This window comes from Streptomyces sp. NPDC048603, assembly GCF_043199475.1.
In the GTDB taxonomy this organism is placed as follows: Bacteria; Actinomycetota; Actinomycetes; order Streptomycetales; family Streptomycetaceae; genus Streptomyces.
The window spans coordinates 1-26452 of record NZ_JBICVY010000012.1 but is presented as its reverse complement, the minus strand read 5'-3'; the positions used below and the strand labels follow the sequence as shown (position 1 = coordinate 26452).

Below are 26452 nucleotides of genomic sequence, written 5' to 3'. Positions count from 1 at the left end.
CCGGGCGTTCGGCGGCCGGGCATTCGGCCGTTCGGCATCTGACGGGCGAGGGCCCGTACCGTCCCCACGGGGGACGGTACGGGCCCTCGGCGTTTCAGTGCGGCTGCCGCGGGTCCTGGCGGGGATCCTGCGGCGGCTGCTGCGGCCAGCCCTGGCCCGGCTGGCCCGGCTGGGGCTGCGGGTACGGCGGCTGTCCCGGCTGTCCCGGCTGCTGCGGGTACGGCTGCGGGTAGGGCTGGGGCTGTCCGTACGGCGGCTGCTGAGGCGGCTGCTGGTACGGCTGGTCGTAGGGCTGCTGCGGCGGGGGACCGGCGGGGGCGGGCTGCCCCGGGTGTCCGTACGGCTGCTGGGGCTGACCCGGCTGACCCGGCTGTCCGGGCTGCGGCTGACCCGGCTGGGGCCAGTGCCCGCGTGCCTGCTGAGCCCGTACGAAGTCCTCCGCGACCAGCGCCGAGAGGTTGAAGTACGCCTCGCGGGTCTTGGGCCGCATCATGTCGAGGTCGACCTCGGCGCCGGCGGAGAGGTGCTCGTCGAAGGGCACCACGACCACGCCTCGGCAACGGGTCTCGAAGTGCTGCACGATGTCCTCGACCTTGATCATCTTGCCGGTCTCGCGGACCCCCGAGATGACGGTGAGGGAGCGCGAGACCAGATCGGCGTAGCCGTGTGCGGAGAGCCAGTCGAGCGTGGTGCTCGCGCTCGACGCGCCGTCCACGGACGGGGTCGAGATGATGATCAGCTGATCGGCCAGGTCCAGGACCCCGCGCATGGCGGAGTAGAGCAGCCCGGTGCCCGAGTCGGTGAGGATGATCGGGTACTGGCGTCCGAGGGTCTCGATCGCGCGCCGGTAGTCCTCGTCGTTGAACGTGGTCGACACGGCCGGGTCCACGTCGTTGGCGATGATCTCCAGGCCGGAGGGGGCCTGGGAGGTGAACCGCCTGATGTCCATGTAGGAGTTCAGGTACGGGATGGCCTGGACGAGGTCGCGGATGGTGGCGCCGGTCTCGCGGCGCACGCGGCGGCCGAGGGTGCCCGCGTCCGGGTTCGCGTCGATCGCGAGGATCTTGTCCTGGCGCTCGGATGCCAGGGTGGAGCCGAGGGCGGTGGTGGTCGTGGTCTTGCCGACACCGCCCTTGAGGCTGATGACCGCGATGCGGTAGCAGGACAGCACGGGGGTGCGGATCAGCTCCAGCTTGCGGCGGCGCTCCGCCTCGGCGGCCTTGCCGCCCAGGCGGAAGCGGGAGCCGCCGCCCGGTGCGGGCCGGTTGCTCTTGGGCTTCTGCTTGTTGCGGAGCAGGCGGTCGGAGGAGAGCTCCACGGCTGCGGTGTAACCGAGCGGCGCACCGCCGCCGGGCGCGCCCTGGTAGCGGGCGTCGTGTGGGGCGGGACCGGCGGGGCCGCCGGGGCCGGCGGGGCCGACCGGACCGGCGGGACCACCGGCAGCGTAAGGACCGGCCGGAGCGCCCTGGGTGCCCGGAGTGCCCGGAGTGCCCGGGGTGCCCGGGGCGCCCGGACCGGCGGGGCCGTCGGTCGGGAGCCACTGCTGGCTCAGCCGGGGATCCCCCTGCGGCTGCTGGTACGGCTGCGGCTGGTGTTGCGGCTGGTGCTGCGGGTCCGTCGGCGCGGGCGCCGGTGCACCAGCCTGGGCGCCCCAGGGCGCGCCGGGCTGCGGCGTCTGCGGCGCCTGCGCCTGCGGGAACCCGTACCCGGCGGGCGGCTGCACCCCGGGCTGCGCCTGCGGTTCCTGGTGGGGCTGGGCCTGCTGCGGCTGCGGGGGCGGGAAGCCGTACCCGGCCGGAGCGGCCTGCGGTTCGGGCTGCGCGGCCGGCGGTGCCTGGTGGGGCTGCGGGGGTGGGAAGCCGTATCCGGCCGGAGTGGCCTGCGGCTGGGCCGGCGGGAAGTCGTACCCCGCGGGCGCCTGCGGCCGGGCCTGCGGGAAGTCCGGTCCGTCGGCCACGGCCGGGGCGTCCGGCCTGCGGTCCTCGGGCTCCGCACCGGACGCGGCAGCGTCGAACGCGGGTGCGGGCGCGGGCGGTTCCACCTCCGGTACGGGCGCACCCCACGGCTGCGGGTCCGCCTCGGCCGACAGGACGATTTCCGGTTCGGCGGCGTGGCCGCCGCTCGCCGGAAGGGGTGACGTGGCGTCAGCGGAAGCGGGTTCACCCGTGGCTCCGGGCCAGACCGGAGCCGGACCGGGCTCGCCGGCTCCGGCATCCGAGGGGAAGGCCGGCAGCGGGGTGCCGTTCGGCGGCGTGGCCGTGTAGGAGACCCCCGCGCTTTCGGGGGCCTTGGCCAGGCTGAGCCCGGCCTCGCCGCCGAACGGAGCGCCCGCGGGCACCGCGGGCACCGCGGGTGCCTCGGCCGGGGCCGGCACCCGGTACGGGTCGCCGTCCAGGCCGGCCGGCACCCCCGGGTCCGCCACCGGCAGGCCGGAACCGTCGGCCGGTGCCGGTACGGGAGGAGTAACCCCGGCGGGGGACCCCGCCGGGAACCCCGTCCCCCCTGCGGGGGACAGCCCGGCGGCGTCACCACCGGCGGGCGCGCCCTGGTACGGAATCCCGCCCGGCGGGGTCGCCGCGTACCCCGCGGGCGCATCGGCAGGTGCCGGAACGGGCGTACCCGAGGCGGCGGAGATGTCCGGGAACGGCGTCCCGCCCGCGGCGGACGGCCCGTCGGCTGCCGCGCCGACCGGCTGCGGCGTCGCGTACGGCGCAGCCAGGTCGGGCGCGTTGGCCGGGGCCGGTACGGAAGGGGTGGCTCCCGCGGGGGAGATGTCCGGGAACGGCGTCCCGCCCGCGGGGGACTGCCCCGCGGCCTCGCCGACCGGCTGCGGCATCGCGTACGGCGCCGGAGCCACGGGCGACGCACCGCCCGGAATGACCGGACCGCCCGGAACGACGGGACCGCCCGGAACGACCGGAGTTCCGGCAGCCGGTGACGACGGTGCCGGATCCGCCGGGCGTGACGGCGGGGCCAACCGGGTCGTGGACGGCGCGGACACGTCGTCCGGGCGGTGCGGCTCGAAGCCGCTGCCCGCCGGGAGGTCCGGCACTGCCGCCGCAGACGCATTCTGCGTGTACCAGGCCGGCGGGGTGTAGTCGATGGTGAACTCGCCCGTCAGCTCGGGCTCCGCGTCGGACTGATCGTCCGTCGGGACGTCCCACGCCCCGCCGCGGCTCTCGTTCCGATCGCCGTTCACTTCGTCCTCCTGGTCTGGCCGGGCCTTGGTCCCGATCCGCCGTTCAAGCCGTTCGGGCGCCCGCACGAGACGACGCGCCCACGGTCAGCCTAATGGCGCGGCCGCCCGGAGCCGGGATTCAGGGCATGTCCGCACAGTCCCTCCCCACCCGGACCTGGGACGCGCGGTTGCCGTGCCTTCCCCGAGTCGTACCCGGCCGTGGCAACGCCTGCGAGCAGGCAACCACACGGTGCCCCGGTCGCCGGCCTTCCGTCAGTCGATCCGCCGCGCCGGGCCCAGGAGGCCCGACTCCGCCTCCGTGCCCTGGGTCATCACGAACTGACGGTCGCGTCCGGTGCACCACAGGGTCACGCCGTCGCCCAGGGTCGGCAGGGATTCCACCGCCGGCCGCGGCAGGTTCATCAGGCGGCCGATCTGTTCCGCCTCGTCCGGGGACACCCGCTGGACCCCGACCAGCGAGGACTGGCGCAGCAGTCGCGGTGCCGTCGGGCTCAGGTAGGGGAGCAGGGTGAGCACCGACTGCCAGGGGCCGGCCACCACGCGCCCGCGCGGCGGCCGCATGCCGCAGTCCCGGATCACCAGGACCGGGCTGCCCGCCGAGGCGCCCTGCGGCGGGACCCGGCCCACCTCGTGCAGGGTCACGCACTGCTGTCCCCCGCCCGCCGCCTGGGCCAGCGCGGACCACACCTGGGCCCGGCCGGTCTCCACGGCGACCCGTGCGCCCGTCGCCGCCGCCCGCAGCGCCAGCACCTGCGCCGTCCACAGGCCGCCGATCAGCGTGACCTCGTACGGTGTGGGCCGGTTGACGCCGAGCACCGCGGAACGGCCCTCGGAGTCGACGCCGATGACCACCCCGTCGTCGCCCACCGGGACGGCCAGCGCGTCCAGGTCGGCCGCGGATATCGTGTGCCGCTCGCGCCGCGGCCCGAGCAGCCCGTACCCGATCCGTCCGGATCCGGATCCGGACCCGGCTCCGGAGCCGTGTCCCGCGCCGCCGGCCGTACCGCTCGCACCCGTCATACCCGCCGCACCCGCCGAGCCCATCGAACCCGCAGAACCCGGCACGCCCGCCGGCCCGGAGCCGGGACCGCGTCCCGCACGCGCTCCGCGCCCACCGCGGCCACCCCGCACACCGCTCATCGCGCACCTCCCAGCGGCAGCGACGCCAGCAGCGCCGGCACCTGCTCGCGGTCCAGCCGGACCAGGCCGGCCTTGATCCCGCGAGCCGTCCGTTCCAGTTCCCGTCGCGCCGCCACCAGTTCCTCGTCACTGCGCCCGGTGACGCGGACGTGCCCGCTGACGGTCACCCCGTGCCGGTCGGCCGGGGCCAGCGTCAGGCTGAAGGTCGTCGCCAGCGCGGGCAGCGAGGTGAGCAGGGCCACGAACTGCGGCAACGGGGCGGACGTGCCGCCCAGTTCGGGCCACCGGGACAGCCAGTAGGTGGTGTGCCGCCGGTCGTCGCACCGCCAGGCCCGTGCCGTCTCCTCGGTGCGCCGCCCGGTGCTCGTCGATCGGCCGGCCTGGGTGATGGCCATGGGGTTGGCACACGTGGACGTCGCCAGGGCCGAGGTCAGTTCCTGCTCGGTCAGCACGGTCGCCCGGAAGCCCGCGCCGGCCAGCCGGCTGGCGAGCTGGTCGGCCGCCCGCACCACGCACCGCTGCGCGCCCTTCAGGTCGCCGCCGCGCGCGGCCACCGCCTCCGGGCACAGTTCCGGGTCCAGCTTCAGTGCCACCCAGGTCAGCCGCACCGCCGGAGTGCCGGTCCGGGCCTGCAGGGGCGCGTAGTTGCGCGCGGCCATGGACTGCGCGGGGAGGTGCGGGGCGGGTGCCGGCTGGGTGTGCTGCACCAGCTGTGCCGACTCCAGCCGGATCCCGTCCACGTCGAGCACCTCCCGGAGGATGCCCAGGGGCAGCGGACGCGCGGAGCGGTCCGGCCGCAGCGCGGTGGCGTCCATGTCGACCTGCACCACGGCGGTCAGGAAGGTGCCGTCGCCGATCATCCCGACCGGCCGCCGGTCACGGTCGCTGAAGGTGTACGTCCGCAGCGCCGGGTCCGCCTCGACCACGGGGGCGAGCCCCGGCTCGGTCCCGGCGGGCACGGTGAACGCGGCGGCCCGCCGGCGTCGTCGGCGCAGGGACAGCGCGGTGCCGATCCACTCGGGCAGGGAGCGCCGGTGGCGGCGTACGAGGGCGAGGACCAGCAGAACGGCCGCCGGTACGCCCGCGGGCACCAGCAGCAGCGGATCGACCACCCAGGCGGCCAGCAGCAGTGCCGCCGCCACCTGCAGCAGCACCAGCTGTTGCAATCGGAACGGCCCGAACCGGCCCGGACTCGACTTCGGATGCGGCGTCACCCCGCCGCGCGGCGGCGCGGCCGCGGCGGCGCGCTGTTCCGTCGCGATGGCCATCTCCGGCACACCTCCCCTTCCACGGCCCCGGCTCCGGGCGCCCCCCGCGGGCACCGAAGCGGTGCGGACGGTATCCGCAGCTCCCCGGAATCTCCCGATCCGCCCCAACGGGCCCCGAAGGGACCGGAACGGGAGGCAACGGGAGGCAATGAGCGGCGCAGGGCGGCTCCGAGCGGCCGCCTCACCCTACCCGCCCCGTACGGCCCCTTCGTCAACAGGCATAGTAGGTGCCCGGTCCGACGAATCATGGCCCGGGGACCGTACCCACCGACCGGGCCGGGCGGGGAGAAGCAGACGGCCATGGCATCACGACGCGACGAACTCAACGCGTACACCTTTGCGAAGCGGCGATCGGTGGCCGCCTTCCTCCAGCCTTCCGCCACCGGTACCGAGGAGGGCGCACCGCGTCCGCTGCGGGCCGTGGTGCCGGGACTGGTCGTGGGCGCCCTGGTGCTCGCGGGGTTCGGCGCCTGGGGCATGTTCAAACCACAGGCCCCCAAGGAGTGGGACAAGCCGGGCACCAAGGTGATCGTCGGCAAGAACTCGACCACCCGCTACGTGGTGCTCAACACCGACGGGAAGCCCCGGCTGCACCCGGTGCTCAACCTGTCCTCGGCCCGACTCCTGCTCGACCCGGGCAAGTTCGACGTCATCCAGGTCGACGACAAGATCCTCGACAGCGGCAAGCCGCCGCGCGGGCCCATCATCGGCATCCCCTACGCCCCCGACCGGCTGCCCTCGGCGAAGGACGCGGGCGAGGCGAAGCGCTGGGCCGTCTGCCAGCAGCCCGGCGGCAACGGCAAGGGCGTGCAGACCGCCGCGTTCGTGCTCGCCTCCCGCGAAGCCGGCCTGATGGACGACAAGCGCAAGCTCGCCGACGGCCAGGTGCTCTACGTCCAGGCCAAGCTGCGCCGCCCGGACGGAGGCGAGGCCACCACCCGCTACCTGGTCGACTCCGCCGGAACCAAGTACAAGTTCCCGGAGGGCACCCCCGAGGCGGCCACCCTCACCATGGCCCTGGTCGGCACCGGCACCCCGCAGCAGGTCACCCCGCAGTGGCTGGAGACGCTCAACACCGGCGAGGACCTCGCCTTCCCCAAGCTCGAGGGCAAGGCCGGCGACGACGCCAAGGTGCAGGGCCTGGCCACCGCCGACAACAGGATCGGCATGGTGCTGCTGGCCCGGACAGGTTCCGGCCCGCAGCACTTCGTCGTCCAGGCGGGCAAGGTCTCCCGGGTCTCCTCCTTCACGGCCTGGCTGCTCATCAACTCCCCGGCCGCCGAACGCCTGAACATGAACGGCCGGGCGAAGGAGGTCGACCTCCAGTCGATCCGTCCGGACGGCACCCAGTTCTACGAGAAGAAGCGCTGGCCCAGGACCCAGTCCAGCCAGGTCAACGGGAGCACCGGCGCGGCCGCCGCGAGCGCCGCGCAGGGCGGACCCCGCAACACCGTCTGCAACGTGCTGCGTTCCGTCGAGGGCCAGGGCAGGACGACCCTGAGCACCTGGGCGGGCACCGGCTTCCCGGTGGACATCAGCGCCAGCGGCACCAGTTCCTACGTCACCCCCGGCTCCGGCCTGCTCTACACCCAGTTCCAGGGCAAGCAGGCCAAGGGCGGCGGCTCCCTCTTCCTGGTCACCGACACCGGCCTGCGGTACGCCGTCCAGGCCAACGGGGACAGCGACGCCGAGCAGTCCGGGATCGGCGCCTCCCCGCAGCCCGGGACGGCGGACGGGAAGGGCAAGGCGGAGAGCGCGCCGGAGGCCAGCCAGGCCCAGGCGCGGCTCGGCTACAAGGACGTGGCCCCGGCACTGGTGCCGATCACCTGGTCGGAGTTCCTCTCCAAGGGCCCCCGTCTGGACACCAACGCGGCCCGCCAGCCGCAGGGTTCGTGAGGGCGGGCGGACACCGATGACTCATCAGCCGAAGCCCCGGCCGCACCGGGCCGTCGCCCTGGCGGCCGTACTGGCCCTGGCCGCCGCCCTCGGTACCACCGGGCCCGCCGGTACCACCGGCACCACCGGTGCCACCGCCCCGGCGGCCGGGCCGCCCGCGGCCCCCCTGCGCCTGTCCGGCGCGGGCGAGTGCACGTTCCCGATGAAGAAGCAGACCGCGGGCCGCCCGTGGGCCCTGCAGCGGCTGCTGCTCGACGAGCTGTGGGCGGGGTCCAAGGGCAAGGACGTCCGGGTCGCGGTCATCGACACCGGTGTGGACCGGGTCAACCCCCAGCTCAGCGGTGCCCTCGACGTGGGCTCCGGCAAGGACTTCATCGACGGCAAGGGGGACGGCACCAACGACACGGTGGGCCACGGCACCAAGGTCGCCGGTCTGATCGCGGCCCGCCCCAACAAGGGCACCGGCTTCGTCGGCCTGGCCCCCGAGGCCACCATCATCCCGATCCGGCAGAACGACGGGCAGGGCAAGGGCAACGCGGAGACGCTCGGCAAGGCCATCGACCACGCGGTGGACAAGGGCGCCCACATCATCAACATCTCCCAGGACACCGACGCCCCGCTGGGCGAGAACTCCGCGCTGGGGCAGGCGGTCAAACGGGCGGTGGACAAGAACGTCCTGATCGTCGCCTCGGCCGGCAACGACGGCCTGAACGGCCAGAAGCGCAAGACGTACCCGGCGGCCTACCCGAAGGTGCTTGCGGTCGGCGCCTCCGACCGCAACAACGAGCGGGCGGCCTTCTCGCAGCCGGGCACCTTCCTCGCGGTCGCCGCCCCGGGCGTCGACATGCTGTCCACCGTTCCCGGCTTCGGCCAGTGCGTCGACAACGGGACGAGTTTCTCCGCCCCCTACGTCGCCGGGGTCGCGGCGCTGCTGAAGGCCCAGCACAAGGACTGGACCCCGGAAGAGATCATCTGGCAGATCCAGCAGACCGCCGAACGGTCCGTCAAGGGCCGTGACGACTACGTCGGATGGGGTGTCGTCGACCCGGTGCGCGCGGTCACCCAGGACCACGAGCGGCCCAGGGCGCCGGTGCCGGATCCCGGTCCGCCGCCGGCCGCCGCACCGGACGTGGCGCCGCTGCAGGTGACCGAGACGGCACAGGAGCGCGAGGAACGGCTCGGCACCTACGCGTTGGGTGCGGCCGCCGTGCTGATCGCCGTCATCGCGGGAACGGCGGTGGTCGTCCGGGATGCCCGGAACCGCCGACGTCGTTTGCAGTGAACCGTCACAGTTCGCCTACAGGACAGCCGTACCGGTGTTGGGGCGGACAGATGAACTGACTAGAGTGGCACCAGCCTTCACGACTGTGATCGGGGGACTGACGTAACCACGCCGGTCGGGTCAGTGAATTAAGAAGTGAGGAGCCCCAGATGAGCAACCCTGCAGGCGGTTTCGGACTCGCAGACGATCCGATCGTCCAGGCGAAGAACAAGGTCAACAGCACCGCCAACGCGGTCACCACGCAGGCCCGTGAGCTGGCCGACATCCTCGCGACGGTGAGCGCCGGCTGGACCGGTTCCGGTGCCTCGGGCTTCGTCACGGCGCAGACCATGGTGAACGAGGACCACGACGCGATCCGCCGGCTGCTCGGCGTGCTGCACCACGCGGTGGCCGAGACCAAGAACCTGAGCAACGCCCAGGACGACGACGTGCGTGCGGCCTTCAACACCATCAAGGCCCAGACCGCCAACTCGTCCGGCCTGAACAGCGTCTGACGGACCACCGTCCGTTCCGGAAGCGTCAGTCCAGCACTAAGGAGAAGAAACATGGCCGGTGACCAGGGCCAGATGAGGGTCCGGTACGAGAGCGTCCAGGAGATGGCCAACCGCCTCCGCGCCGTCTCGAAGAAGATCGTCGACGACATCAACGAGATGGACTCCGCGCTGAAGGTCGTCACCGACACCTGGGACGGTGAGGCGCACGCGCAGTACATCCAGCTCCAGGCCAAGTACAAGGGCCGCGCCGAGCACATGCGCGACACCCTGGAGAACGTCGCCAAGATCATCGAGCAGGGCAAGGGCGACTACCGCGCCACCGACGTCAAGGCCTCGCGCCTGTTCACCGAGGCTTTCTGAGCCTCCGGCCGGCACGCGTGCCGCCACACGCCCGCCCGGCACACACGGAAGGGGCGCGCCCGCACCGGGCGCGCCCCTTTCCCGTACCCGCGGGACCCTACGGCGTCTCGATGTCGAACTCGCCGTCCCGGGCGCCGAGCACGAACGCCTCCCACTCGGCCGCGGTGTAGCGCAGCACGGTCTCCCGGTCCAGCGAGGACCGCATGGCGACCCCGCCGCCCGGCAGGTGCGCGATCTCCACGCGCTCCTCGTCCGGGCCGGTCCCCGGCGGCCCCTCCCACTCCACTCCGCTGATGTCGAGCGCGTACAGCTCGTCCTTCTCCGCCTGCGTGCCCATGAGCGGCCTTCCCCTCGGTGCCGCGTCCGCCGTCCGGCGTCCGCCCCCCGATTATCCGGCCACGGGCGGAGCCCGTGGCCGTGTTCACCCACATCCGGCCGCCGCGCGGGGCTACATTCCCGGCAGCCTGCCCAGCTGCACCAGCGAGGTGCCCCGCTTGCGGGAGGCGAAGTAGCCCCGGCCCGGCGGCATGGGCCTCGGGCGGACGTTGCCGATCAGATCGCCCTCGGACGGATCGCCGGCCAGCACCACGCCCTGCGCGCCCAGCTCCTTGATCCGCTGCATGAACGGCTCGTACATCGCGCGCGAGGCACCCGCGGAACTCCGGGCGATGATGAACCGGACACCGGTGTCCCGGGCGAACGGCAGGTACTCCGCCAGCGGGGCCAGCGGATTGCCCTGGCTGGTCGCCACGAGGTCGTAGTCGTCGATGACGATGAACACGTCCGGGCCGGTCCACCAGCTGCGGTCGCGCAGCTGCTGCGGGGTCACGTCGTCCGGCGGCTGCCGCCGCTGGAACACCCCGCTCAGCGCCTCCATGTGCATCTGCAGGGAGCTCGCCATCGGCGCGTACTCCAGCAGGTGCTCCTCGGGCAGCGCGCCCAGCAGCGTCCGCCGGTAGTCGCCGACCACCAGCCGCGCCTGGTCCGGGGTGTACCGCTGGGCGATCTGCTTCGCGATCAGCCGCAGCAGGTTCGTCTTGCCGGACTCGCTCTCGCCGAACACCAGGAAGAACGGATCGGTCTCGAAGTCCACGAACACCGGCTCCAGGTCGGTCTCGTCGATGCCGATCGCGATCCCGCGGCCCGGGTACTCCCCGCCCTTGGGCAGCTGGTCCGCGTGCAGCAGCCGCGGCAGCAGCCGCACCCCCGGCGCCGACGGACCCGACCAGCCCGCCTGCACCGCCGCCACGAACGCGGCCGTGCCCTCCGACAGGTCGTCCGCCGCGTGCGAGCCGTCGATCCGCGGGAGCGCCCCGAGGAAGTGCAGTTTCTCCGCCACCTGACCGCGGCCCGGCATGCCCGGCGGCACGTTCGCCGCGACCTTCCGGTCGAACTCCGAGTCCATGACGTCGCCGAGCCGCAGCTCCAGCCGGTTCAGCATCTGGTCCTTGAGCGCCGCCCGCACCTCCATGTACCGGGCCGCGGTGACCACCACGTGGATGCCGTAGCCCAGGCCACGCCCCGCGATGTCCGTGACCACCGGCTCCAGGCCCTCGTACTCGGTCCGGAAGGCGCCCCAGCCGTCGACGACCAGGAACACGTCGCCCCACGGTTCGCCCGGCAGCTCGCCCGCCGCCCGCCGGCGCCGGTAGGTGGCGATCGAGTCGATGCCGTTAGCCCGGAAGAACTCCTCCCGCCGGTTCAGGATGCCCGCGACCTCCGCGACCGTACGCCGCACCCGCTCCGGGTCCAGCCGGGACGCGATCCCGCCCACGTGCGGCAGGTCCTGCACCGCCGACAGGCCGCCACCGCCGAAGTCCAGCCCGTAGAACTGCACCTCGCGCGGGGTGTGGGTGAGCGCGAACGATGCGATCAGCGTCCGCATCAGCGTCGACTTGCCGGACTGCGGACCGCCCACCACCATCATGTGGCCGGCCGCACCGGAGAAGTCCCGGTACAGCACCTCGCGCCGCTGCTCGAACGGCTTGTCGATCAGACCGAGCGGCACGACCAGCCCGCCGGGCCTGGTGTAGCCCTCCGCGTGCAGTCCGCGCGCCTCGCCCGTCGCCAGCGCCGGCAGCAGCTGGTCCAGCGGCGGAGCCTGGTCCAGCGGCGGCAGCCACACCTGGTGCGCGGGCACGCCCTGGCCCTCCAGCCGGCCCACGATCACGTCCAGCACGGTGTCCGCCAGCGCGTCGTCCTCCCGGGACTCCGCCTGCGCCGCCAGGTACGCCGGGTCCGGAGCCGCGTACACCACCGGCACCGGCGCCGCCGTGAACAGCACGGGCCGCCGTTCCACCGGGAACCGCCCGACCGACAGGTCCGGGCCGCCCGAGCGGTACGTGCCCGACACGTACGCGGCCTTGAACCGCACCATCTCGTCCGTGCCGAACTTCAGATAACCCGAACCCGGCACCGACGGCAGGTGGTACGCGTCCGGCACGCCGATCGCCGTCCGCGACTCCGCCGCCGAGAAGGTCCGCAGACCGATCCGGTACGACAGGTACGTGTCCAGGCCGCGCAGCTTGCCCTCCTCCAGGCGCTGCGAGGCCAGCAGCAGGTGCACGCCCAGCGACCGGCCGATCCGGCCGATCTGGATGAACATGTCGATGAAGTCGGGCTTGGCGGTGAGGAGCTCGGAGAACTCGTCGATGACCAGCACCAGCGAGGCCAGCGGCTCCAGCGGAGCACCCGCCGCCCGCGCCTTCTCGTAGTCGTGGATGTTCGCGTAGTTGCCCGCCGACCGCAGCAGCTCCTGCCGGCGCTGCAGTTCACCGCGGATGGAGTCGCCCATGCGGTCGACCAGCGTCAGGTCGTCCGCCAGGTTGGTGATGACGGCCGCCACGTGCGGCATCTGCGACATCCCGGTGAACGTCGCACCGCCCTTGAAGTCCGCGAGGACGAAGTTCAGCGTCTCCGAGGTGTGCGTGACCGCCAGACCCAGCACCAGCGTGCGCAGCAGCTCCGACTTGCCGGAACCCGTCGCGCCCACGCACAGGCCGTGCGGGCCCATGCCCTCCTGCGCGGCCTCCTTCAGGTCCAGCATGACCGGCGCACCGTCCACGCCCACCCCGATCGGCACCCGCAGCCGCTCGCCCGCCGACCGCGGCCGCCAGGTCCGCGCCACGTCGATCGACCCCGCGTCGCCCAGGTTCAGCAGGTCGGTGAAGTCCAGATTGGCCAGCAGCGGCTCGTCCTCGTCACCGCCGCCGGTGCGCATCGGCGCCAGCTGCCGCGCCAGCGCCTCCGCCGCGGGCAGCGACAGCCCGTCCGGAACGCCCTCGTACGCGATGCCGCCGCCCGACTCCAGCAGCAGCCGGCCCGGCCGCACCACGACCGAGAGCCCGCCCCGCAGCTCGTCCAGCTCGCCCGCCACCACCTCGACGATGGTCACGCCCTGCAGGCCCTCGGCCGCCGCGAACACCGAGTCGGGCGTCACCAGTCCGCCGCGCGCGTCCGAGTCCAGCACCAGGACGACGTGCGGCTGGTCCAGCACCGGCGACACGTCCCGGCTGAACCGCGGCCGCCCGTCGAGGCGGGAGCCCAGCAGCTCCTCCACCTCGGCCAGGTCGTCGCCGAACAGCCGCTTCGTACCGGCCCCGTCCACCTGGCCCGGCGCCTGGGTGTGCGGCAGCCACTTCACCCAGTCCCAGTGCGCCACCGCGTCCGGCGCCGCCACCACGGCCACCATCAGGTCCTCGGGGGAGTGCAGCGTCGCCAGCTGCGCCACCAGCGCCCGCGCCGTACCGCGCGCCGACTCCGCCTCACCGGACACCGTCACGTGGTAGAAGGCCCGTACCGACAGGGCCACCGGCAGCGCGTCCAGCGAGGAATGGATCCGCAGGAAGCGCTGCATCGCGCCCGCCGTCAGCGGCTCCAGCTCGTCCACCGGCGCCGTCTCCGGGGCCACCAGCGGAGTCGCCAGCCGCTGCGGGCCCAGCCCCAGCCGGGCCTGCCCGAAGTCCGGGTCGCCGACCCGCCGCTCCCAGAGCCGCGAGCCCTCCGCCACCACCGACCACAACTGCTCCGGGGCCGGGTGCAGATAGAGCTGCGCGTCCCGCTGCACCCGTGCCGTGCGCCGCACCTGACGCCGCGTCTGTGCGAGGTATTTCAGGTAGTCCCGTCGCACATCTGCCATTTGCCCCTGCGTACCCTTGCGGTACCGCACGAGCTGGGCGATGACCATCGCGACCGTGGACACCAGCATCAGCACGCCCATGATCTTCATGAACGGCATGCCGGTGGGCATGAAGAAGAACACCACCGACGAGCCCATGCCGAGCAACGGCAGGAGCTGCATCGCAACACCCTCCTGCTGCCCGCGCGGAAGCTCCGGCGGAGGTTCCAGCCGCAGTTCGTCCGTGGGGACCTCGGGCGGCAGGGACCGCGGCGGTCGTTTGACGACGATCTGGCTCACCGGAGCATCAATCCCTCGAAGACGGACGGGACGTCATCCCGGCGGTGGCCGGGGGATGGTGATCCTACTTGCCGACAGTCACTCCCACTGCCGGTAGGGTGGCCCGCGCGTTCATGCGCATCCGCGAAGCAGCCACCGAACATGGGGGTCACACAGGTGAGTACGGGCCAGGCGACGGGTTTCGTGAGGGTCACCGTCGTGGCCCCGGACAGCCGGATCGACGTCGCGCTCCCCGAGGACATCGCCGTCGCCGACGTCTATCCGGAACTGCTCCGGCTCACCGGACAGACCCAGCCCGTCGGCACCCCCACCGGCTACCACCTGGTCCGCCGGGACGGCTCCGTCCTCGACGGCGCCCGCACCCTCGCCGCGCAGACCATCCTCGACGGCGAGGTGCTCAGCCTCCGCCCCTTCGCGGAGTCCCTGCCGCCCGCCGTCTTCGACGACGTCGCCGACGCCGTCGCCTCCGCCGTGGTCCGCGACCGGCACCGCTGGAGCGACGACATGCTGCGCGCCGCCGGCCTCACCGCCGCCGTAGTGCTCTTCGTCCTGATGGGCTTCGTCCTCTGGTACGCCGACCCCGTCCGGCACGACATGCACGGCCTGCCCGGCATCATCGCCGGAGCCGCCGGCCTGCTCCTCACCGCCGCGGCCGGCGTCCGCGCCCGGGTCTACCGCGACCGCGGCTCCGCCGTCGTCCTCGGCCTCGGCGCCCTTCCGCAGCTGCTGATCGCCGGCTCCGGCATCATCGCCGCCGCGGACGGCGAGGGCCCCGGCCGCCTCCAGTTCCTGCTCGGCTGCGTCACCGTCCTGGTCGCCTCCGTCATCCTGGTCGCGCTCACCCCCAGCGGCGACGCCCTGTTCGTCGCCACCACCTTCCTCGCCGCCACCGGCACCCTGGCCACCTTCCTGGCGATCGTCACCTCGGCCACCGCCACCGGCACCGCGGCCGTCTGCGCCCCCGTCGCCATCGGCCTGGTCGCCTTCCTCCCCGGCCTCTCCGCCCGCTTCGCCCGGCTGCCCATCGGCTACGCCGCCCCGCGGAGCTCCACCGACGAGTACCCGGGGCCCGACGGCTACGACACCGACCCGTACGGCGACCAGGCCGCCGACGGCTCCGACCCCGTCACCCCGCTGGACGCCGAGCTGATCGCCGCCCAGGCCCGCCGCGGCCACGAGATGCTGCTCGGCCTGGTCGGCGGCTGTGCCGCGGTCGCCGTGGGCTCCGCCGCCGTGCTCGGGTTCTCCGACAACACCTGGGGCAAGCTCCTCGCCCTGGCCACCGGCCTGGCCATGCTGCTGCGGGCCCGCCTGTTCCGCTACACCTCGCAGGTGGTCTGCGCCCTGGCCGCCGGCCTCGCCGCCATCGCCCTGCTGGTCCTCGGCCTCGCCCTGAACCCGCCCCTCGACCTGGTCACCGAGCTCGCCCGGACGGGTGAGAGCGGCGGCCTGGACCTGCGCACCATCTGGCTCTCCGCCGCCGTGGCGGCCGGCGCCGCCCTCCTCGCCGGCATCGGCCTGGTCATCCCCCGCAAGGGCCTCTCGCCCTTCTGGGGACGTACCCTCGACCTGGCCGAGGCCGCCGTCCTGCTCAGCCTGGTCCCGCTCTGCCTGGCCGTACTGGACGTCTACACCCAGGCCCGTTCTCTCACCAGCTGAGACCACCGCCGTTCCGGCCTGGTACGCTGTGTGACGGCCGTCTGTGCACGCGCCCGAAAGGGCTGCCGCCAGACCCACTCGCCTCCCGAGTCACCGAAGCTCCCCGGAGAAGCAGACCCGGGGCACTCGGAGGCAACGCATACACACAAGGAGTAAGCGTGTCGCTCGACACTGCCACGAAGAAGCAGATCATCGCCGAGTTCGGTACCAAGGAGGGCGACACCGGCTCCCCCGAGGTCCAGGTCGCGATGCTCTCGCGCCGTATCTCGGACCTGACCGAGCACCTGAAGGCCCACAAGCACGACCACCACTCCCGCCGTGGTCTGCTGATCCTGGTCGGCCAGCGCCGCCGCCTGCTGCAGTACCTGGCCAAGAAGGACATCCAGCGCTTCCGTACGCTGGTCGAGCGCCTCGGCATCCGCCGCGGTGCCGCGGGTGCCAAGTAAGACGCTGTGAAGGGAGCGGTTCCCACTCTTAGGGGACCGCTCCCTTTGCTGTACGTGCGGGACGTACCGGACGCTTTGTAGTCTGGTCGCAACGCACACCCGAAGCACAACTGAAGAGGGGGAGCGCCCTCCCTACGCACCGCCGGTCCTCGGTAGTGGCACCCGGAGAGCCCGTACGGGCCCCAGTCCCGGGTGCTTCGATCGAAGACCGGCCCGCACGCAAGGCGCGCTTCTCCGACCGTCCCCCGCCACACGGGCGGAGGACGGAGACGACGAAAATGGAGAAAACGCTAGTGGAGAACGAGACCCACTACGCCGAGGCCGTCATCGACAACGGCGCCTTCGGCACCCGTACCATCCGCTTCGAGACGGGCCGTCTGGCCCGCCAGGCCGCCGGCTCCGCCGTTGCCTACCTGGACGACGACACGATGGTCCTCTCCGCGACCACCGCGTCGAAGAAGCCCAAGGACCAGCTCGACTTCTTCCCCCTCACGGTGGACGTCGAGGAGCGCCAGTACGCGGCCGGCAAGATCCCCGGCTCCTTCTTCCGCCGCGAGGGCCGCCCCTCCGAGGACGCCGTCCTCACCTGCCGCCTGATCGACCGCCCGCTGCGCCCGTCCTTCAAGAAGGGCCTGCGCAACGAGATCCAGGTCGTCGCCACGGTCATGGCGCTCAACCCCGACCACCTGTACGACGTCGTCGCGATCAACGCCGCGTCCGCGTCCACCCAGCTGGCCGGTCTGCCCTTCTCCGGCCCGATCGGCGGCGTCCGCGTCGCGCTGATCCGCGGCCAGTGGGTCGCCTTCCCGACGCACACCGAGCTCGAGGACGCCGTCTTCGACATGGTCGTCGCGGGCCGCACCCTGGAGGACGGCGACGTCGCGATCATGATGGTCGAGGCCGAGGCCACCGAGCAGACCATCACCCTGGTCAAGGGCGGCGCCGAGGCGCCCACCGAGGAGATCGTCGCGGCGGGCCTCGAGGCCGCCAAGCCGTTCATCAAGGTCCTCTGCAAGGCCCAGGCCGACCTGGCCGCCAAGGCCGCCAAGCCCGAGGGCGAGTTCCCGGTCTTCCTGGACTACCAGGACGACGTGTACGAGGCCCTCGCGGCCGCCGTCAAGGGCGAGCTCTCCCAGGCGCTGACCATCGCGGGCAAGCAGGACCGCGAGGCCGAGCTGGACCGCGTCAAGGAGATCGCCGCCGAGAAGCTCCTCCCGGCCTTCGAGGGCCGCGAGAAGGAGATCTCCGCCGCCTACCGCAGCCTGACCAAGGCCCTGGTGCGCGAGCGCGTCATCAAGGACAAGGTCCGCATCGACGGCCGCGGGATCACGGACATCCGTACCCTCGCCGCCGAGGTCGAGGCCATCCCGCGCGTGCACGGTTCCGCGCTGTTCGAGCGTGGCGAGACCCAGATCCTGGGCGTCACCACCCTCAACATGCTCCGTATGGAGCAGCAGCTGGACACCCTCTCCCCGGTGACCCGCAAGCGCTACATGCACAACTACAACTTCCCGCCGTACTCCGTCGGCGAGACCGGCCGCGTCGGTTCGCCGAAGCGCCGCGAGATCGGCCACGGCGCGCTCGCCGAGCGCGCGATCGTGCCGGTCCTCCCGACCCGCGAGGAGTTCCCCTACGCGATCCGCCAGGTGTCCGAGGCCCTCGGCTCCAACGGTTCGACGTCCATGGGCTCGGTCTGCGCCTCCACCATGTCGCTGCTGAACGCCGGTGTGCCGCTCAAGGCCCCCGTCGCCGGTATCGCCATGGGCCTGATCTCCCAGGAGATCGACGGCCAGACCCACTACGTCGCCCTCACCGACATCCTCGGTGCGGAGGACGCCTTCGGCGACATGGACTTCAAGGTCGCCGGCACCAAGGAGTTCGTCACCGCCCTCCAGCTCGACACCAAGCTGGACGGCATCCCGGCCTCCGTCCTGGCCGCGGCCCTCAAGCAGGCCCGCGACGCCCGCCTCCACATCCTCGACGTGATGATGGAAGCGATCGACACGCCGGACGAGATGTCCCCGAACGCCCCGCGGATCATCACCGTCAAGATCCCGGTGGACAAGATCGGTGAGGTCATCGGCCCCAAGGGCAAGATGATCAACCAGATCCAGGAGGACACCGGCGCCGAGATCACGATCGAGGACGACGGCACCATCTACATCGGTGCCGCCGACGGCCCGGCCGCCGAGGCCGCCCGCGCCACGATCAACGGCATCGCCAACCCGACCATGCCGGAGGTCGGCGAGCGCTACCTGGGTACGGTCGTCAAGACCACCACCTTCGGTGCCTTCGTCTCCCTGCTCCCGGGCAAGGACGGCCTGCTGCACATCTCGCAGATCCGCAAGCTCGCCGGTGGCAAGCGCGTGGAGAACGTCGAGGACGTGCTCGCGGTCGGCACCAAGGTCCAGGTCGAGATCGCCGAGATCGACCAGCGCGGCAAGCTCTCCCTGATCCCCGTGATCGAGGGCGAGGACGCCGACGCCGAGGCTGACAAGGACGACTCCGACAAGTGACGTCGCGTAGTTCCCGTGTGACGGCCCGCCCCTCTTCGGAGGGGCGGGCCGTCGCCCGTACCCAAACCCTGCTCAAGGGCGAGAACGGCATCGGCACCGTCCGGCGCACCGTCCTCCCCGGCGGACTGCGCGTCGTCACCGAGACGCTGCCCTCCGTCCGCTCCGCCACCTTCGGCATCTGGGTGAACGTCGGCTCCCGCGACGAGATCCCCGCCCTCAACGGCGCCACGCACTACCTGGAGCACCTCCTCTTCAAGGGCACCAAGAAGCGGTCCGCCCTGGACATCTCCTCCGCCATCGACGCCGTCGGCGGCGAGATGAACGCCTTCACGGCGAAGGAGTACACCTGCTACTACGCGCGGGTGCTCGACACCGACCTGCCGCTGGCCATCGACGTGGTCTGCGACATGCTCACCGGCTCGCTGATCCTGGAATCGGACGTCGACGCCGAGCGCGGGGTCATCCTCGAAGAGATCGCGATGACCGAGGACGACCCCGGCGACATGGTCCACGACCTGTTCGCCGAGACCATGTTCGGCGACAGCCCGCTGGGCCGTCCCGTCCTCGGCACCGTCGACACGATCAACGCGCTCACCCGCGACCAGATCGCCCGCTTCTACAAGAAGCACTACGACCCCACCCACTTGGTCGTATCGGCCGCCGGCAATGTCGACCACGCCAAGGTGGTCCGCCAGGTCCGCGCGGCCTTCGAGAAGGCCGGCGCGCTCGGCCGCACCGACGCCGTCCCGACCGCCCCGCGCGCCGGCACCAAGCGGATCCGCACGGCCGGCCGGGTCGACCTGGTCAACCGGAAGACCGAGCAGGCCCACGTCGTCCTCGGCATGCCGGGCCTGGCCCGCACCGACGACCGCCGCTGGGCCCTGGGCGTCCTCAACACCGCCCTCGGCGGCGGTATGTCCTCCCGGCTCTTCCAGGAGGTCCGGGAGAAGCGGGGCCTCGCCTACAGCGTGTACTCGTACACCTCCGGGTTCGCCGACACCGGCCTCTTCGGCGTGTACGCGGGCTGCCGCCCCAACCAGGTGCACGACGTGCTCCGGATCTGCCGCGACGAGCTCGACAAGGTCGCCTCCGAGGGCCTCACCGACGAGGAGATCAAGCGCGCCGTCGGCCAGCTCTCCGGCTCCACCGTCCTCGGCCTGGAGGACACCGGCGCCCTGATGAACCGCATCGGCAAGAGCGAACTCTGCTGGGGCGCCCAGATGTCCGTCGACGACATGCTGACCAGCATCGCCTCGGTTACCCCGGACGACGTCCGCGCGGTGGCACAGGATGTACTGGCACAGCGACCGTCGCTGTCGGTGATCGGCCCGCTCAAGGAGAAGCAGGCCGCGCGCCTCGACGAAGCGGTCGCGTAGTTCCGTACGGAGTGAAGGAAGCGAACATCATGAGCAAGCTGCGCGTGGCGGTACTCGGGGCCCAGGGCCGCATCGGCTCCGAGGCCGTCAAGGCCGTGGAGGCCGCCGAGGACATGGAACTGGTGGCCGCGCTCGGCCGCGGCGACAAGCTGGAGACCCTCGTCGAGAGCGAGGCCCAGGTCGCCGTCGAGCTGACCACCCCCGGCTCGGTGATGGGGAACCTGGACTTCCTCATCCGCCACGGCATCCACGCCGTGGTCGGCACCACCGGCTGGACCGAGGACCGCCTCGCCCAGCTGAACACCTGGCTCTCCGCCTCCCCGGAGACCGGTGTGCTCATCGCCCCCAACTTCTCCATCGGCGCAGTCCTCACCATGAAGTTCTCCGCCCAGGCGGCGCGCTACTTCGAATCCGTCGAGGTGGTCGAACTGCACCACCCGAACAAGGTGGACGCCCCCTCCGGCACCGCCACCCGCACCGCCCAGCTCATCGCCGAGGCCCGTGCGAAGGCGGGCTGCGCGCCGCAGCCCGACGCCACGGCCACCGCCCTCGACGGCGCGCGCGGCGCGAACGTGGACGGCGTACCGGTCCACGCCGTGCGGCTCCGCGGCCTGCTGGCCCACCAGGAGGTCCTGCTCGGCGGCGAGGGCGAGACCCTCACCATCCGCCACGACTCCCTGCACCACAGCAGCTTCATGCCGGGCATCCTGCTCGGCGCCCGCCGCGTGCCGCAGACCCCGGGCCTCACGTTCGGCCTGGAACACTTCCTCGACCTGAGCTGAGCCACGACCATGCGCGCGAAGATCACCTACCTCGTCACCGCGGCCGTCCTGGCCCTGTACTTCGTCCTGGCCGGCGGCCGGGGCATCGCCCTGATCCGCATCGGCACGCCGCTGACCGTCACCTTCGGCGTGGCCGTCCTGATCCTGCCGGTCATCGGCATCTGGTTCCTCTGGAAGAACACCCAGTTCGTCCGCAAGGCCAACCAGCTGGCCGAGAAGCTGGAGGCTGAGGGCGCACTGCCGGAGGACGAGCTGGAGCGGGACCGGTACGGACGGATCCTGCGGGACTCCGCCGACGAGGTCTTCGCGCGCCGCAAGGCCGAGACCGAGGACGCGCCGGGGGACTGGCGTTCCTGGTTCCGCCTCGCCATCGCCTACCACGACGCCCGGGACACCCCGCGGGCGCGCAAGGCCATGCAGCGGGCCATCGCCCTGCACGACAAGAAGCCCGTACGGGTCTGATCCCCGTACGGGCTCCGAAGCCGCGGCCGGCCCCGAGGGGCCGGCCGGCGCGTTTACCGGCCCGCGGGCGCGTCCGCCGCCCCCGCCGGGACGGCCCGGTACTCCTCGGCCCACGCCCCGATGGTGTCCGCGGCCCGCTCGAAGGCCTCCGCGCGGGCCAGGAAGTCCGCGCCGTGGTCGGTGAAAAGCACCGGCAGCTGCGCGCCGCCGGCCGGCGTGGCGGTCAGCGCCTGCCCCTGCACGGTCCGGGGCAGCCCCATCCAGCGCACCGGCTGCTGCACCGTACGGATCTCGCCGACCTGGCTCCAGGGCACCGAGCGCGTCCCGAAGAACGACACCCGCCGCAGGCCCGCACGGCTCACCCACACCCCGCCCCGCAGCATCCGCGCGGTGCCCGCCACCACGGCGAGGGCGGCCACCAGGCAGATGACGGCACCGCTCCCGGTGCCGCTGAAGGCGATGATCATCGTGGCGAGCAGCATGAAGGACGCGATCAGCAGCAGGACCGCACCGATGGCCACGCGCCAGGGACCGGGCCGGTAGGGCCGGCGCCAGCGGTCGTGGTCGTCGTGGGGCAGCGCGACGTCTTCCGGTTCGGCCGTCAGAAAGGGCAGGGGCACGGCTGATCCTCACTCATGTGCACATCGGCGGAAGGGTGTCAGCGCCCCTCGGCCGCCTCGGACTGCTGCGCCTTCTCAGGCGCCTGGTGCGGCTGCAGTGCGGGCATGCCGAAGAGCAGCGAGCCGACGAGCCCCGCCACCACGGTCAGTCCGACCAGGGTACGGGCGGCGAGTTGCGTCCTGCTCAGGCGCTCCCGGGGCGGTGGAGTGACGTTACTGCGGAAACGCTCCGCCTCGGCGACGAAGGCGAACGGAACTGGTTCGCGCCGTCGGATCATGGTGGGCCTCACCCCTCACGGTGGCGTGTTCTCACTGGTACCGGTTAGGACGAACGAAGATCCCGATCGGTGCCGGATTCCTGCGCATTGCCCAAAATCCGCCGCGGCTCCGGGGGCCGGCCGGGTGGTGTCGGGGAGGGTGCCCGGGTCGCCGTAGAGTGGTCGCGCCCGAGACCGTACGAACGGGAAGGACCTCGTGAGCGAGACCCCCGAGCCGAAGATCGACTTCCGAAGCGACGTGACCGTCGAACTGGTGAAGCACGCCGCCACCGATTCCGACGTGCTGTGGGCCGCCCGGGTGTCCACGGCCGGAGAACAGTCCCTGGAGGAGCTGCAGAAGGACCCCGAGCGCTCCAAGGGCCTGATCAACTACCTGATGCGGGACAGGCACGGCAGCCCCTTCGAGCACAACTCGATGACCTTCTTCATCAGCGCGCCGATCTTCGTGTTCCGCGAGTTCATGCGCCACCGCGTCGGCTGGTCGTACAACGAGGAGTCGGGCCGGTACAGGGAGCTCCAGCCGGTCTTCTACGTGCCCGACGCCGAGCGCAAGCTGGTCCAGGAGGGCCGTCCGGGCAAGTACGTCTTCGTCGAGGGCACCCAGGCGCAGCAGGAGCTGACCGGCCGGGTCATGGAGGACTCCTACCGGCAGGCGTACGAGGCGTACCAGGAGATGCTGGACGCCGGTGTGGCGCGCGAGGTGGCCCGTTCGGTCCTGCCGGTGGGTCTTTTCTCCTCGATGTACGCCACCTGCAACGCCCGCTCGCTGATGCACTTCCTCGGCCTGCGCACCCAGCACGAGCTGGCCCGGGTGCCGTCCTTCCCCCAGCGGGAGATCGAGATGGTGGGCGAGAGGATGGAGCAGCACTGGGCGAAGCTCATGCCGCTGACCTACGCCGCCTTCAATGCGAACGGCCGTGTGGCCCCGTAGGCACGCCCGGTCGGATGTGCGAAGCCACAGACCGAAGTGTCCGTATTGCGACGTTTCGTGAAGTTCATCTAGGCTGATCAAACGGACCCGGCACTGCTTGAACCCCCGAGCAGGCAGTGCCGGGCTCCAACACCTCCAAGAACGACTGCGAGCCGCTCCCCGGTACACGTCCCCCGAGGGGGCATCGCGAGCATGGCAGCGAGTAGCGTGTTACCCATGGCTCCGATCTCGACTCCGCAGACCCCCTTCGGGCGGGTCCTCACCGCCATGATCACGCCGTTCACGGCAGATGGCGCACTCGACCTCGACGGCGCGCAGCAGCTCGCCGTCCACCTGGTGGACGCAGGCAACGACGGCCTGATCATCAACGGGACCACCGGCGAGTCCCCGACCACCACCGACGCGGAGAAAAGCGACCTCGTACGAGCCGTGCTCGAAGCGGTCGGAGACCGCGCCCACGTCGTCGCCGGCATCGGCACCAACGACACCCACCACACCCTCGAGCTCGCCCGCCAGGCCGAGCGCGACGGCGCGCACGGCCTGCTGGCCGTCACGCCCTACTACAACAAGCCCACCCAGGAGGGCCTGTACCGGCACTTCTCGGCCATCGCCGACGCCACCGAGCTCCCGGTGATGCTCTACGACATCCCGGGCCGCAGCGGCGTCCCGATCGACACCGAGACCATCGTCCGCCTGGCCGAGCACCCGCGCATCGTCGCCAACAAGGACGCCAAGGGCGACCTCGGCCGGGCCAGCTGGGCCATCGCCCGCAGCGGCCTGGCCTGGTACTCCGGCGACGACATGCTGAACCTCCCGCTGCTCTCCGTGGGCGCCGCCGGCTTCGTCTCCGTGGTCAGCCACCTGGTCACCCCCGACCTGCGCGCCCTGCTGGAGGCCCACCTCGGCGGCGACGTGCAGAAGGCCACCGAGATCCACCAGAAGCTGCTCCCGGTCTACACCGGCATGTTCCGCACCCAGGGCGTCATGACGACCAAGGCCGCCCTGGCCCTCCAGGGCCTGCCCGCCGGCCCGCTGCGGCTGCCGATGGTCGGCCTGGACGACGCCGAGATCGCTCAGCTCAAGCTCGATCTCGCCGCGGGCGGGGTACAGCTCTGACACCAGACTCCACAACTGAATAGGCACCACCACACACAAGACAGCAAGTGCACGAATGTCACGCGCGCCACGTGCCTTAAAGGGGTACGTGGCGCGTGTGGTGAGGAGAGTCTTTTGAGCCATCCGCATCCGGAACTCGGCCCGCCGCCGAAGCTGCCCAAGGGCGGCCTGCGTGTGACCCCTCTCGGTGGCCTCGGCGAAATCGGCCGGAACATGACCGTCTTCGAGTTCGACGGCCGCCTCCTGATCGTCGACTGCGGCGTCCTCTTCCCCGAGGAGGAGCAGCCGGGCATCGACCTGATCCTGCCGGACTTCACGTCCATCAGGGACCGCCTCGACCAGATCGACGGCATCGTCCTCACCCACGGCCACGAGGACCACATCGGCGCCGTCCCCTACCTCCTCCGGGAGAAGCCGGACATCCCGCTGATCGGCTCCAAGCTGACGCTCGCCCTCATCGAGGCGAAGCTGCAGGAGCACCGCATCCGCCCCTACACCCTGGAGGTGAAGGAAGGCGACCGGGAGCGTCTCGGCAACTTCGACTGCGAGTTCATCGCGGTGAACCACTCCATCCCGGACGCCCTCGCGGTCGCCATCCGCACCCCCGCGGGCCTGGTCGTCGCCACCGGCGACTTCAAGATGGACCAGCTCCCGATGGACAACCGCCTCACCGACCTGCACGCGTTCGCGCGTCTGAGCGAGGAGGGCATCGACCTCCTCCTCTCGGACTCCACGAACGCCGAGGTCCCGGGCTTCGTCCCGCCGGAGCGCGACATCTCCAACGTGATCCGCGGCGTCTTCGCCGGCGCCACCAAGCGGATCATCGTGGCGTCCTTCGCCAGCCACGTGCACCGCATCCAGCAGGTCCTGGACGCCGCGCACGAGTACGGCCGCCGGGTCGCCTTCGTCGGCCGCTCCATGGTCCGCAACATGGGCATCGCCCGGGACCTGGGCTACCTGCGGGTGCCGGCGGGTCTCGTCGTCGACGTGAAGACCCTCGACGACCTGCCGGACGACGAGGTCGTGCTGGTCTGTACGGGTTCCCAGGGCGAGCCGATGGCCGCGCTGTCCCGCATGGCCAACCGCGACCACCAGATCCGGATCGTCCCCGGCGACACCGTGATCCTTGCGTCGTCCCTGATCCCGGGCAACGAGAACGCGGTCTACCGCGTGATCAACGGCCTGACCCGGTGGGGCGCCAACGTGGTCCACAAGGGCAACGCCAAGGTGCACGTCTCGGGCCACGCCTCCGCGGGCGAGCTGCTGTACTTCTACAACATCTGCCGCCCCAGGAACCTCATGCCGGTCCACGGCGAATGGCGCCACCTGCGTGCCAACGCCGAGCTCGGCGCGATGACGGGTGTCCCCAAGGACCACATCGTCATCGCCGAGGACGGTGTGGTCGTCGACCTGATCGACGGCCGCGCCCGCATCGCCGGCAAGGTCCAGGCCGGATACGTGTACGTCGACGGCCTCTCGGTCGGCGACGTCACCGAGGGCGCTCTGAAGGACCGCCGCATCCTGGGCGAAGAGGGCATCATCTCGGTCTTCGTCGTGGTGGACAGCACCACCGGCAAGGTCGTGGGCGGCCCGAACATCAACGCCCGCGGCTCCGGCATCGAGGACTCCGCCTTCACGGCGGTGCTTCCGAAGATCGAGGAGGCGATCGCCAAGGCGGCCGCCGACGGCGTCGCCGAACCCCACCAGTTGCAGCAGCTCATCCGCCGCACGCTGGGCAAGTGGGTCTCCGACGGCTACCGCCGCCGCCCGATGATCCTCCCGGTCGTCGTAGAGGTCTGACCCACGCGGTCTGACCCACACGTGTGACGCACGGCCAGACGCGGGGCCCCGGATTTGCATCCGGGGCCCCGCTCCAGTACGTTGACGTCTCCACCCCAGCAAGAAACGCGGCACACACGTGTGCCCGAACGGTCTTGAAGGCGGGTGGAAAACCAGACCCGGGAAACCTGATATGGTCTGGACCGCCCGAAAGGGAAAAGGCCCTCCAACGGCCACCGGAATCAAATTCCAACCGACTGCGACTTTCGAGAAGCGGCGAACGGAAAAGAGTCTGGTAAGGTTGGAACCGCCGAAAGGGAAAAGCGCGGAAGCGCTGGAACCGGAAAGCACCGAGGAAATCGGGTCCGAAAAGATCTGATAGAGTCGGAAACGCAAGAACGAAGGAAGCGCCCGGAGGAAAGCCCGAGAGG

The 26452-nt window shown here is 71.8% G+C and carries 20 protein-coding genes; 13 read left to right on the top strand and 7 right to left on the bottom strand.

Going from position 1 to position 26452, the window contains the following annotated elements; genetic code table 11:
- Positions 1-94: 94 nt before the first annotated feature.
- The 3 genes from ACGFQ9_RS28170 to eccE all read right to left on the bottom strand — a co-directional run bounded on the left by ACGFQ9_RS28170 (position 95) and on the right by eccE (position 5607).
- Entirely contained in the window at positions 95-3199 is a 3105-nt protein-coding gene (locus ACGFQ9_RS28170; RefSeq protein ID WP_393577614.1) for an SCO5717 family growth-regulating ATPase, read from the bottom strand.
- Between the two features lie 252 nt (positions 3200-3451).
- Positions 3452-4219: a hypothetical protein gene (locus tag ACGFQ9_RS28165; RefSeq protein ID WP_393577612.1), complete on the bottom strand. Its 768-nt coding sequence runs from the start codon at positions 4217-4219 to the stop codon at positions 3452-3454.
- Between the two features lie 116 nt (positions 4220-4335).
- Complete coding sequence (eccE, locus tag ACGFQ9_RS28160; protein ID WP_393577610.1) at positions 4336-5607, bottom strand: type VII secretion protein EccE; 1272 nt, start codon at positions 5605-5607, stop codon at positions 4336-4338.
- Positions 5608-5907: 300 nt separating this feature from the next.
- On the opposite strand from eccE, the gene eccB reads away from it, so the two are divergent.
- The 4 genes from eccB to ACGFQ9_RS28140 all read left to right on the top strand — a co-directional run bounded on the left by eccB (position 5908) and on the right by ACGFQ9_RS28140 (position 9639).
- Complete coding sequence (gene eccB, locus ACGFQ9_RS28155; protein ID WP_393577609.1) at positions 5908-7503, top strand: type VII secretion protein EccB; 1596 nt, start codon at positions 5908-5910, stop codon at positions 7501-7503.
- Between the two features lie 16 nt (positions 7504-7519).
- Positions 7520-8785 (top strand): type VII secretion-associated serine protease mycosin, encoded by a 1266-nt coding sequence (mycP, locus tag ACGFQ9_RS28150; protein WP_393577608.1) that lies wholly within the window; start codon positions 7520-7522, stop codon positions 8783-8785.
- Between the two features lie 149 nt (positions 8786-8934).
- Complete coding sequence (locus ACGFQ9_RS28145; protein ID WP_393577606.1) at positions 8935-9279, top strand: WXG100 family type VII secretion target; 345 nt, start codon at positions 8935-8937, stop codon at positions 9277-9279.
- A 51-nt stretch (positions 9280-9330) separates the two neighbouring features.
- On the top strand, positions 9331-9639 hold the full coding sequence (locus ACGFQ9_RS28140; RefSeq protein WP_393577605.1) for a WXG100 family type VII secretion target: 309 nt from the start codon (positions 9331-9333) through the stop codon (positions 9637-9639).
- A gap of 97 nt (positions 9640-9736) precedes the next feature.
- Here ACGFQ9_RS28140 and ACGFQ9_RS28135 read toward each other — a convergent pair whose 3' ends face one another.
- Both ACGFQ9_RS28135 and eccCa read right to left on the bottom strand, forming a co-directional pair.
- Positions 9737-9976 (bottom strand): DUF397 domain-containing protein, encoded by a 240-nt coding sequence (locus ACGFQ9_RS28135; protein ID WP_393577603.1) that lies wholly within the window; start codon positions 9974-9976, stop codon positions 9737-9739.
- A 111-nt stretch (positions 9977-10087) separates the two neighbouring features.
- Positions 10088-14056, bottom strand: coding sequence for a type VII secretion protein EccCa (gene eccCa / locus ACGFQ9_RS28130; protein ID WP_393577602.1), 3969 nt, complete (start codon positions 14054-14056; stop codon positions 10088-10090).
- Positions 14057-14197: 141 nt separating this feature from the next.
- Here eccCa and eccD point away from each other — a divergent pair, with 141 nt between their 5' ends.
- The 6 genes from eccD to ACGFQ9_RS28100 all read left to right on the top strand — a co-directional run bounded on the left by eccD (position 14198) and on the right by ACGFQ9_RS28100 (position 21297).
- The gene (gene eccD, locus ACGFQ9_RS28125; RefSeq protein ID WP_393577601.1) at positions 14198-15715 is read left to right on the top strand and encodes a type VII secretion integral membrane protein EccD; all 1518 of its coding nucleotides are present in this window, start codon (positions 14198-14200) and stop codon (positions 15713-15715) included.
- Positions 15716-15873: 158 nt separating this feature from the next.
- Positions 15874-16161, top strand: a complete 288-nt coding sequence (gene rpsO, locus ACGFQ9_RS28120; RefSeq protein WP_150207049.1) for a 30S ribosomal protein S15 — start codon at positions 15874-15876, stop codon at positions 16159-16161.
- A 293-nt stretch (positions 16162-16454) separates the two neighbouring features.
- A complete protein-coding gene (locus ACGFQ9_RS28115; RefSeq protein WP_393577873.1) occupies positions 16455-18677 on the top strand; it encodes a polyribonucleotide nucleotidyltransferase in 2223 nt (740 codons plus the stop codon).
- Positions 18674-20053: a M16 family metallopeptidase gene (locus tag ACGFQ9_RS28110; protein ID WP_393577600.1), complete on the top strand. Its 1380-nt coding sequence runs from the start codon at positions 18674-18676 to the stop codon at positions 20051-20053. Before ACGFQ9_RS28115 ends, ACGFQ9_RS28110 begins: the two co-directional genes overlap by 4 nt.
- A gap of 29 nt (positions 20054-20082) precedes the next feature.
- Positions 20083-20835, top strand: coding sequence for a 4-hydroxy-tetrahydrodipicolinate reductase (gene dapB, locus ACGFQ9_RS28105; protein WP_393577598.1), 753 nt, complete (start codon positions 20083-20085; stop codon positions 20833-20835).
- Between the two features lie 9 nt (positions 20836-20844).
- Entirely contained in the window at positions 20845-21297 is a 453-nt protein-coding gene (locus tag ACGFQ9_RS28100) for a hypothetical protein (protein WP_393577596.1), read from the top strand.
- A gap of 53 nt (positions 21298-21350) precedes the next feature.
- Here ACGFQ9_RS28100 and ACGFQ9_RS28095 read toward each other — a convergent pair whose 3' ends face one another.
- Together ACGFQ9_RS28095 and ACGFQ9_RS28090 are read right to left on the bottom strand one after the other, a co-directional pair.
- Positions 21351-21917 carry a PH domain-containing protein gene (locus ACGFQ9_RS28095; RefSeq protein ID WP_393577594.1) on the bottom strand — a complete coding sequence of 189 codons (567 nt, stop codon included), beginning with the start codon at positions 21915-21917 and terminating at the stop codon, positions 21351-21353.
- A 38-nt stretch (positions 21918-21955) separates the two neighbouring features.
- Positions 21956-22195, bottom strand: coding sequence for a hypothetical protein (locus ACGFQ9_RS28090; protein WP_393577593.1), 240 nt, complete (start codon positions 22193-22195; stop codon positions 21956-21958).
- A gap of 196 nt (positions 22196-22391) precedes the next feature.
- Here ACGFQ9_RS28090 and thyX point away from each other — a divergent pair, with 196 nt between their 5' ends.
- From thyX to ACGFQ9_RS28075, 3 genes are all read left to right on the top strand, one after another.
- On the top strand, positions 22392-23126 hold the full coding sequence (gene thyX, locus ACGFQ9_RS28085; RefSeq protein WP_393577591.1) for an FAD-dependent thymidylate synthase: 735 nt from the start codon (positions 22392-22394) through the stop codon (positions 23124-23126).
- Positions 23127-23342: 216 nt separating this feature from the next.
- Positions 23343-24242 (top strand): 4-hydroxy-tetrahydrodipicolinate synthase, encoded by a 900-nt coding sequence (gene dapA, locus ACGFQ9_RS28080; protein ID WP_393577589.1) that lies wholly within the window; start codon positions 23343-23345, stop codon positions 24240-24242.
- 114 nt (positions 24243-24356) lie between these two features.
- On the top strand, positions 24357-26042 hold the full coding sequence (locus ACGFQ9_RS28075) for a ribonuclease J (RefSeq protein ID WP_393577587.1): 1686 nt from the start codon (positions 24357-24359) through the stop codon (positions 26040-26042).
- The last annotated feature ends 410 nt before the right edge of the window (positions 26043-26452 follow it).

Bases quoted from the DNA above. Each gene is read 5' to 3' on its own strand.
- dapA (WP_393577589.1), top strand. From the start codon at position 23,343: ATGGCTCCGATCTCGACTCCGCAGACCCCCTTCGGGCGGGTCCTCACC.
- ACGFQ9_RS28135 (WP_393577603.1), bottom strand. From the start codon at position 9,976: ATGGGCACGCAGGCGGAGAAGGACGAGCTGTACGCGCTCGACATCAGC.
- ACGFQ9_RS28165 (WP_393577612.1), bottom strand. From the start codon at position 4,219: ATGACGGGTGCGAGCGGTACGGCCGGCGGCGCGGGACACGGCTCCGGA.
- ACGFQ9_RS28145 (WP_393577606.1), top strand. From the start codon at position 8,935: ATGAGCAACCCTGCAGGCGGTTTCGGACTCGCAGACGATCCGATCGTC.
- ACGFQ9_RS28090 (WP_393577593.1), bottom strand. From the start codon at position 22,195: ATGATCCGACGGCGCGAACCAGTTCCGTTCGCCTTCGTCGCCGAGGCG.
- ACGFQ9_RS28100 (WP_393577596.1), top strand. From the start codon at position 20,845: ATGCGCGCGAAGATCACCTACCTCGTCACCGCGGCCGTCCTGGCCCTG.
- eccE (WP_393577610.1), bottom strand. From the start codon at position 5,607: ATGGCCATCGCGACGGAACAGCGCGCCGCCGCGGCCGCGCCGCCGCGC.
- ACGFQ9_RS28140 (WP_393577605.1), top strand. From the start codon at position 9,331: ATGGCCGGTGACCAGGGCCAGATGAGGGTCCGGTACGAGAGCGTCCAG.
- eccB (WP_393577609.1), top strand. From the start codon at position 5,908: ATGGCATCACGACGCGACGAACTCAACGCGTACACCTTTGCGAAGCGG.
- eccD (WP_393577601.1), top strand. From the start codon at position 14,198: ATGGGGGTCACACAGGTGAGTACGGGCCAGGCGACGGGTTTCGTGAGG.
- dapB (WP_393577598.1), top strand. From the start codon at position 20,083: ATGAGCAAGCTGCGCGTGGCGGTACTCGGGGCCCAGGGCCGCATCGGC.
- mycP (WP_393577608.1), top strand. From the start codon at position 7,520: ATGACTCATCAGCCGAAGCCCCGGCCGCACCGGGCCGTCGCCCTGGCG.